The 6,867-nt window shown below is 74.9% G+C and carries 8 protein-coding genes and 1 pseudogene; 4 read left to right on the forward strand and 5 right to left on the reverse strand.

Annotated features, from left to right (window positions below):
• Positions 1-23 precede the first annotated feature (23 nt).
• Positions 24-299 (reverse strand): hypothetical protein, encoded by a 276-nt coding sequence (locus GTW67_RS13210; protein WP_161165007.1) that lies wholly within the window; start codon positions 297-299, stop codon positions 24-26.
• Between the two features lie 171 nt (positions 300-470).
• On the opposite strand from GTW67_RS13210, the gene GTW67_RS13215 reads away from it, so the two are divergent.
• A complete protein-coding gene (locus tag GTW67_RS13215) occupies positions 471-836 on the forward strand; it encodes a nuclear transport factor 2 family protein (protein ID WP_161165008.1) in 366 nt (121 codons plus the stop codon).
• Between the two features lie 76 nt (positions 837-912).
• A pseudogene (locus tag GTW67_RS13220) lies at positions 913-1,194 on the forward strand (YncE family protein); the annotation flags it as partial.
• A gap of 245 nt (positions 1,195-1,439) precedes the next feature.
• Here the strand turns inward: GTW67_RS13220 and GTW67_RS13225 are convergent.
• Positions 1,440-1,958 (reverse strand): YfcE family phosphodiesterase, encoded by a 519-nt coding sequence (locus GTW67_RS13225; protein WP_161165009.1) that lies wholly within the window; start codon positions 1,956-1,958, stop codon positions 1,440-1,442.
• Between the two features lie 93 nt (positions 1,959-2,051).
• Between GTW67_RS13225 and GTW67_RS13230 the strand changes: the two genes are divergently transcribed.
• A complete protein-coding gene (locus GTW67_RS13230; protein ID WP_161165010.1) occupies positions 2,052-2,519 on the forward strand; it encodes a MarR family winged helix-turn-helix transcriptional regulator in 468 nt (155 codons plus the stop codon).
• 74 nt (positions 2,520-2,593) lie between these two features.
• Positions 2,594-3,178: a hydrolase gene (locus tag GTW67_RS13235; RefSeq protein WP_161165011.1), complete on the forward strand. Its 585-nt coding sequence runs from the start codon at positions 2,594-2,596 to the stop codon at positions 3,176-3,178.
• Positions 3,179-3,282: 104 nt separating this feature from the next.
• On the opposite strand, the gene GTW67_RS13240 is transcribed toward GTW67_RS13235, so the two are convergent.
• The 3 genes from GTW67_RS13240 to GTW67_RS13250 form a co-directional block, all read right to left on the reverse strand.
• Positions 3,283-3,462 (reverse strand): hypothetical protein, encoded by a 180-nt coding sequence (locus GTW67_RS13240; protein WP_161165012.1) that lies wholly within the window; start codon positions 3,460-3,462, stop codon positions 3,283-3,285.
• Positions 3,463-3,545: 83 nt separating this feature from the next.
• The gene (locus GTW67_RS13245; protein ID WP_161165013.1) at positions 3,546-3,965 is read right to left on the reverse strand and encodes a CBS domain-containing protein; all 420 of its coding nucleotides are present in this window, start codon (positions 3,963-3,965) and stop codon (positions 3,546-3,548) included.
• Between the two features lie 112 nt (positions 3,966-4,077).
• Positions 4,078-6,528 carry a SpoIIE family protein phosphatase gene (locus GTW67_RS13250; RefSeq protein ID WP_161165014.1) on the reverse strand — a complete coding sequence of 817 codons (2,451 nt, stop codon included), beginning with the start codon at positions 6,526-6,528 and terminating at the stop codon, positions 4,078-4,080.
• Between the last annotated feature and the right edge of the window lie 339 nt (positions 6,529-6,867).

Here is a 6,867-nt window from a genome sequence, read left to right on the forward strand (position 1 = left end):
GGGGGTGCGGGGGGGGTGCGGGGTCAGCTCCCGGCGACGGCGCCGAACACCGGGGACAGCAGACCGGTGACCTGCTGGAGCTGGTCGCGGGTGGCGGGCCGGTGCAGGTGGACGGCGGGACTGGTCCGGGAGTCGTCGCGCCCCGCGGGCAGGCCGTCGACGGCGAGCGAGCCGAGCGCGGGGCCGAGCGCGACGGCCTCCGCCGAGCCGGGACCGGCGGCGTGCGCCGCCGGCAGGAGGAGGCCGGTGGCAGCCGCGGCGAGAGCGATCGCGGCGGCGATGCGTCGTGGTGAGATCATGTCTTCGGCAACGCGGACGGGACGGGGCCGGACACGGGGGCGGGAGCGCACTCACCCGTGGGGAGCAGCGGTACGGCAGGGCTTGCCGCGGCCGCCCCGGCGGAGGACGCTCGAAGGAGAGGCCCTCCGCGGCCCGTTCCGGTCGGGCCGCGACCTTCCGAGGAGGTCGTCATGGGCACCAGCACAGGTCCCGGCTTCGACAGCGAAGCACTGCGCCGGGGCATCGAGGAGGAGACGGCGGCGGCCCTGCTGTCGCTCTACGCGGACGACGCGGAGATCCGCATCGTGGACCGCTACACCCAGCCCAGCAGCCCGAAGGTCCTGCACGGCCGCGACGAGATCGCCGAGATGCTCGACGACGTCTACAGCCGCGACATGACGCACAAGCTCGAGAACTGCGTCGTCCAGGGCGACCGGGCCGCCTTCACGGAGTCCTGCGCCTATCCCGACGGCGCCCGCGTCCTGGCGGAGTCGATGATGTCGCTGCGGGACGGGAAGATCGTCCGGCAGACCATGATCCAGGCGTGGGACGAGTGACCGAGGGGCGCAGTTCCCACCGGTCCCGGCGCCGACTGCTCGCGCCGGGGCCGGTTTTCGTCGTGTCCGCGGTCTTGTGGCGGGACACGACCAGTTCGTCGACGACATGTACTCGACGCCGGACGGGAGGTCGATCGTCGTCTCCCGGCCGAGCTTCGCGGACGTCGTGTCCCTCGACCTCACCACCGGCCGCCTCAACTGGCGCTTCCCCGTGCCGGGTTACCGCGCGGACCACATGGCGGTCTCACCCGACGGCACCCGTGTCGCGGCGTCGGCGTCCACAGCCAACACCGTGCGCGTGCTGGACATCGTCACCGGCCGGCAGCTCGGGTCCTTCGGCACCGGGGACAAGCCGCACGGACCGGGCCGTCGGCCGGCTGAGCCACGCGGAACCGCCGCCCAGGATTTCCGGCCCTTTTCCCGTGTGTGAGCCGTGCGGAGAGGGGTAGTCGCCCGGCATCGGATGAGGCATGCATGTCCTCGGCAGTACTCCTGACGGAAGGAGGTCCGTGACAGCGCACACTCGTAGCCCCCGGGCCGCTACCTTCGACACGGAGCGGCCCGGCACGTAGCGGGCAGCGTCCTCAGGGGCGCTGCCCGTCCTCATGTCCCGGACGTGTCCTGCCGCCGCGGCAGACGGTGCAGTGCGACGTCCTCCAGGCGGCCGTCGGCGGCCATGGCGGTCATGTACGTGCAGTACGGCTGGCGTCGCCGGTCGGTCGGGGACCCCGGATTGAGCAGCCGCAGGCCGGTGCCGGCCGTGGTGTCCCACGGGATGTGACTGTGCCCGAAGACCAGCACGTCGAGGTCGGGGAAGCGGGCGGCGCAGCGGGCCTCGCGGCCCTTGGCGTCCCCCGTCTCGTGGACGACGCCGAAGCGCAGCCCGCCGAGGTCGGCGCGGGCCACCTCGGGCAGCCGTGCGCGCAGTCCGGGTCCGTCGTTGTTGCCGTAGACCGCGACCAGCCGCCGGCTGCGCTCCTCCAGCAGGTCGAGCGTGTCCGTGTCGACCCAGTCCCCCGCGTGCAGGACGACGTCGGCGCGCGGGATCTCCGCCAGCAGCGGCGCGGGCAGCTCCCTGGCGCGCTTCGGCAGATGGGTGTCGGACATGAGCAGCAGGCGCACGGATCCAGCCTAGCGGCGCGCTCTCCTCCATGCGCAGGTAAAACTGTTCAGGTGAAACTGGACAGTCTCACCTGTCGAATCTACGGTGGCGGCATGGAAGCCGACGCCGACGCCGTGGAGCCCCCCGAGGGCATCTCCGACTCGGCCGCCCGTGCCGCGCGCGAACTGCACGTGGTCCTCACCCGGCTGCGGCGGCGGATCAGGGAGGTCGCCGGGGACGAGGACCTCACGCCCTCCCAGGTGTCGGCGCTCACGCTGGTCGGCAAGCACGGCGCGGCGACGGCCAGCGCGCTGGCGTCCGCCGAGGGCGTCCGGCCGCAGTCGATGGCGGCCACGCTGGTCGCCCTCGACCGGCACGGACTGATCCGCCGCAGCCCCGACCCGGCGGACGGCCGCCGGCAGCTCGTCACCCTCACCGAGGCCGGCCGGGCCCGCGTCGAGGGCGACCGGCGGGTCCGCGCGGAGTGGCTGGCCCGGGCCTTCCAGGACCGGTGCACCGCCGAGGAACGGGACACGGTCCTCGACGCGCTGGCCCTGCTGGAGCGGCTGACCCGGCCGTGAGACCAGCCCCCTCCCCCACCTGAAGCCGTACGAAGCTCACCCGAACCACCCGTACCACCGAAAGGCCCTCCCCCATGGCAGTCACCGCCCTCGACCCCCGCACCGCCCTCGTCGTGATCGACCTCCAGGCCGGCATCGTCGCCGCGCCGACCCAGCCGTACAGCGGGGCCGAGGTCGTCGCGCGCGGCGCCGAGCTGGCGGACGCCTTCCGCGCACGGGACCTGCCCGTGGTGCTGGTCCGGGTCTCCTTCGCCGCCGACGGCGCGGACGCCGTGCCCGGCCGTACCGATGTCGGCGGCGCCGGCGGGACCCGGCCGGAGGGCTGGGACGTCGTGGTCGGTGAACTGGCCGGCCACCCCGGCGACATCACCGTCACCAAGCGCAACTGGGGCGCCTTCCACGGCACCGGGCTCGACGTGCAGCTGCGCCGCCGGGGCGTCACCCAGATCGTGCTGGCCGGCATCGCCACCAGCATCGGCGTGGAGTCCACCGCCCGGGCCGCGCACGAGCACGGCTACCACGTCACGCTCGCCACCGACGCGATGAGCGACATGGACGCCGACGCGCACCGCAACAGCATCGAGCGGATCTTCCCGCGGCTCGGCGAGACCGGCACGACGGCCGAGATCCTGGAACTGCTCGCCAAGAACCACTGCTGAGACACCCGCCGGCCTCAGGAGCCTCCCGGGGTCTCCGCACGGCCCGGACACGGGCCGCGCCGGCACGACGGCCGGCGCTCGACGTTCTCCGTCCCGGGGTGCGGTCAGTCCTCGCCCCGGACGATGTTCGACTCCTGGCCCGTCCGCGACGCGCGCGGGACGTCACCGTCCTCGACGGCCGGTACCCAGGTGCGCACGGCACCCTTGCTGCGCAGGCGACGGGCTTGTGACCAGCCCGTCTCCAGGCGGCGGACAGCGGGTTTCTCGCTGGTGTCCGCGCTCACGAGGCATCATCTTCCTTCTGTGTCCGGTGCCGATGCCCTGCGGGTCCCCGGGCGTACGCCGGTGAAACGGGGGCGTGCCGCCCTCACGGGTTGGGCCGGGCCACGCTGATGTCACCCAGCGCCGATCCGGGGTCGCGCTCCATCGCCAGGTCGCCCAGGGCGACGATGCCCACGGGGTGCCCCTCGTCGACGACCGGGACGCGGCGTACGGCGTGCTCGCGCATCAGCCGGACCGCGCGGACCAGTTCGTCGTCGGGCCGGACGGTCACCAGGTCGTCGCTGCACGCGGCGGCCACGGTGGTCTGCTCCGGGTCGCCGCCCTCGGCCAGGGAGCGGATCACCAGGTCGCGGTCGGTGACCAGTCCGCGCAGCCGGCCGCCGTCCGTCACCAGGACGGCTCCGAGGTCCTGGTCGCGCATGATGCGGGCCACCGCGGTGACCGAGGTCTGCGGCTCGACGGTCACCGGATCGGCGGTCATGATGTCTCGGACGTACTGGGTCATGACGTACCCCCTCGTCGGATCGCTGTGGCGGCCGGGTACCCGGCGGGGCGGCGGCGATCCGCCCGGTTCCGGCCGGGCACGGGGCGGTGTCCGGGCCAGGGGACCGGCGGGCTCACCGGCCCAGGGTGATCTCGCTCCAGACCTGCTTGCCGCCGCCCACCGGGAGCGTCCCCCACGTCGTCGACACCGCCTCGACCAGGAGGATGCCGCGCCCGCCCGTGGCCTCCCAGCCGATGCTGGTCGGCTTGACCGGCGTACGCGGTGACGCGTCGGCGACCGCGACGCGCAGCCTGCTGCCCACCAGGGTCAGGTCGAGGCGGACCTTGCCGTCGGTGTGCACCAGGGCGTTGGTGACCAGCTCGGAGACGACCAGGAGCACGGCGTCGATGTCGGAGGCCGGTACGCCCCAGGAGCGCAGGGTGCGGTTGGTGAAGCGGCGGGCGTGCCGGACGGCCTCGGGCAGCCGCCACACCGTCCACGTCTCGCGCCGCGGGCGCGTGTCCATGCCGTCGTAGCGCACCAGCAGCAGGGCGACGTCGTCGCTGCGGCGGGCGTTGCCGAGCAGGGCGTCGGCGACGAGGCCGAGGTGGGCGGGGTCGGAGACGGCCAGCGCGTGCGCGAAGCGGTCCATGCCCTCGTCGATGTCGGCGTCGGCGGACTCCACGAGTCCGTCCGTGGTGAGGGCGATCAGGGTGCCGGTCCGCAGCCGCAGCGGGCTCATCGGGAAGTCGGCCTGCGCGACCACGCCGAGCGGCGGGCCGCCCTCCGTCTCGGCGATCTCGGTGGAGCCGTCGGGGTGGCGCAGCACCGGCGGCAGATGGCCCGCGCGGACGCACCAGGCCGAGCCCTCCTCCATGTCGAGGTCGACGTAGACGCAGGTGGCGAAGAGGTCGGTGCCCATGTCGGTCAGCAGCCGGTTGGCCCGGGAGACGACCACGTCCGGCGGGTGCCCTTCCACGGCGTAGGCGCGCAGGGCGGTGCGCATCTGGCCCATGAGGGTGGCGGCGCCGGCGCTGTGGCCCTGGACGTCGCCGATGACCAGGGCGACGTGGTGGTCGGGCAGCGGGATCACGTCGTACCAGTCGCCGCCGAGCTCCAGTCCGGCCGTGCTGGGCAGATAGCGGGCGACGGCGACCGCCCCGGGCAGTTCCGGCAGGCGGCGCGGGAGGAGCTGGCGCTGGAGCATGCCGACGAGTTCGTGCTCGGCGTCGAAGGCGTGGGCGCGCATCAGGGCCTGCCCGGCGAGGCCGGCGGAGGCGGTGAGCAGGGCGCGCTCGTCGGGGCCGAAGTCGTGCGGGGAGTCCCAGCCGATCAGGCAGACGCCGGCCGTGCGGCCCGCGGCCGGCAGCGGCAGGACGGCCAGGCCGCCGGGGCCCACGTCGGCGAGCGCCGGTTCCAGCGCGGTGCCGGCGGGCCAGATCTGGGCGCGGCCCTCGCGCAGCGCCGAGGCGAGGGTCGGCATGGCGCGCACGGGTGCGTCGGGCCACTCGGTGCGCCACTCCAGCCGCCACAGCTCGGGCCACGACTCCGGTTCGGGCGGGTCGAGGACGGTGACGACGAGCCGGTCGCCCTCCAGCTCGGCCAGGGCGATCCGGTCGGCGCGCAGCGGCCTGCGCAGGGCGGCGACGACGGCCTGGCTGACGTCCCGGACGGTGCCCGCGGTGGCCAGGGCGGCGGCCAGGCGCTGGACGCGGGCGACGTCGGTCACGTCGGGGCGCAGGGTGGAGGCGTCGGCGACGGTGCCGACGAGGCGAGCGGGCCTGCCGTCGCCGCCGGGCAGCAGGCGCCCGCGCAGTCGCAGCCACTTCGGCGGGCCGGTGGGCTGGAGCACCCGGAACTCCAGCTCGCGGTCGCCGATGGACATGTGGTCGGACTCGACGACCGACATCAGGGAGGGCAGGTCCTCGGGCACGGTCAGGCCGAGCAGTGTCTCGACCTTGCCGTCGAAGTCGTCCGGGGTGAGGGCGAACAACCGCAGGATGTCGTCGCCGACCTGGACCCGGCCGGTGTCCATGGCCAGGGAGAACGCGTCCGGCCGCAGCTCCCGGCCCTCGGCGCTCTCGGCCGCCGCGGGCGGGGCGGGGCTCACGGCCGCGTCGGCGACCAGTTCCAGACAGGCCCGGTCCTCGGGGCCGAAGCCGCCCGGGCACTCCGTCAGGGCGAGGAGGCAGCCGCCGTCGCCGGGAACGGGCAGGACGGCGAGGGAGAAGCCGCTGGAGGGGACGTGCCGCGACTCGGCCGACCCGGCGAACTCCTCGGGGCCCAGCCACACCGGGGTCCCGTCCCGGTGGGCGTCGGCGACCGGGGAGCCGCCGGCCGCGGGATAGCTGTCGCGCACGCCGTACAGCGTCCTCGGTACGCCGGCCGATTCGGCCAGGCAGAGCAGCTCGCGGTCCTCGCCGGGCGTGTACACGGCGACGAGGGCGGCTCCGCCGAACACGAGGGCCTGTTCGAGGACGCGGCGCAGTCGGTCGCCGCGGTCCGGAAGGGCCGCGATCGCCTTCAGGGCACCCTCGGCACGCAGCGTCCTCGTCCCGCGCTCCGCGATGCCCTCACTGACCACGTCGCCATTACAGCGCGTATGGGGCGACCGCGCAGCCCCTGTGAGCGGGGAACTCGCGATGCGATGCGGAGCGCCGGCCCGTGCGGGCGGGTGAGTCCTGCGCCGATCGGGATACGCGGGGGCGGCGCCGTTGCCCGACGGGCGGTCCGACGCGGTGGCCGCCCCGCGGCGAGACGGGGTTGGCGTGCGCCATGCGGTGACGCGGTCATCGCACAGACGCGAGGCGGGGTCGGCGTGCGCCACCCGGTGACGCGGCGACCGCCCAGCAGCGGGGCGGGGTCGGTGTGCGCCACGCGGCGACGTGGCGACCGGCGCGGGCGGGCTGGCGCGGTGGCCGCG

The organism is Streptomyces sp. SID5910 (genome assembly GCF_009862125.1).
Classification (GTDB): Bacteria; Actinomycetota; Actinomycetes; order Streptomycetales; family Streptomycetaceae; genus Streptomyces.